The following is a 283-nucleotide window of genomic DNA, read 5'->3' as shown; positions in this document are numbered from 1 at the left end:
GGCGACCCGCTGGACACCGAAACCATGGTCGGCGCGCAGGCGTCCGAGCAGCAGTTCGACAAGATCCTCAGCTACCTGGACATCGCCCGTCAGGAAGGCGCCGAGCTGCTCACCGGCGGTGGCGTCGAGAAGCTCGAGGGCAACCTGGCCAGCGGTTATTACATCCAGCCGACGCTGCTCAAGGGCAACAACAAGATGCGCGTGTTCCAGGAGGAAATCTTCGGTCCGGTGGTGAGCATCACCACCTTCAAGGACGAAGCCGAAGCCCTGGCGATCGCCAACG

The 283-nt window shown here is 63.3% G+C and carries 1 protein-coding gene; it reads left to right on the top strand.

The window, feature by feature from the left end:
• Positions 1-283 (top strand): aldehyde dehydrogenase family protein (locus QMX85_RS23400; RefSeq protein WP_282344950.1); only part of this gene is annotated, 283 nt, incomplete at both ends.

Source organism: Pseudomonas sp. PS02288, assembly GCF_029959715.1.
GTDB lineage: Bacteria > Pseudomonadota > Gammaproteobacteria > Pseudomonadales > Pseudomonadaceae > Pseudomonas_O > Pseudomonas_O kuykendallii.
This window is presented reverse-complemented; position numbering and strand designations above follow the sequence as displayed.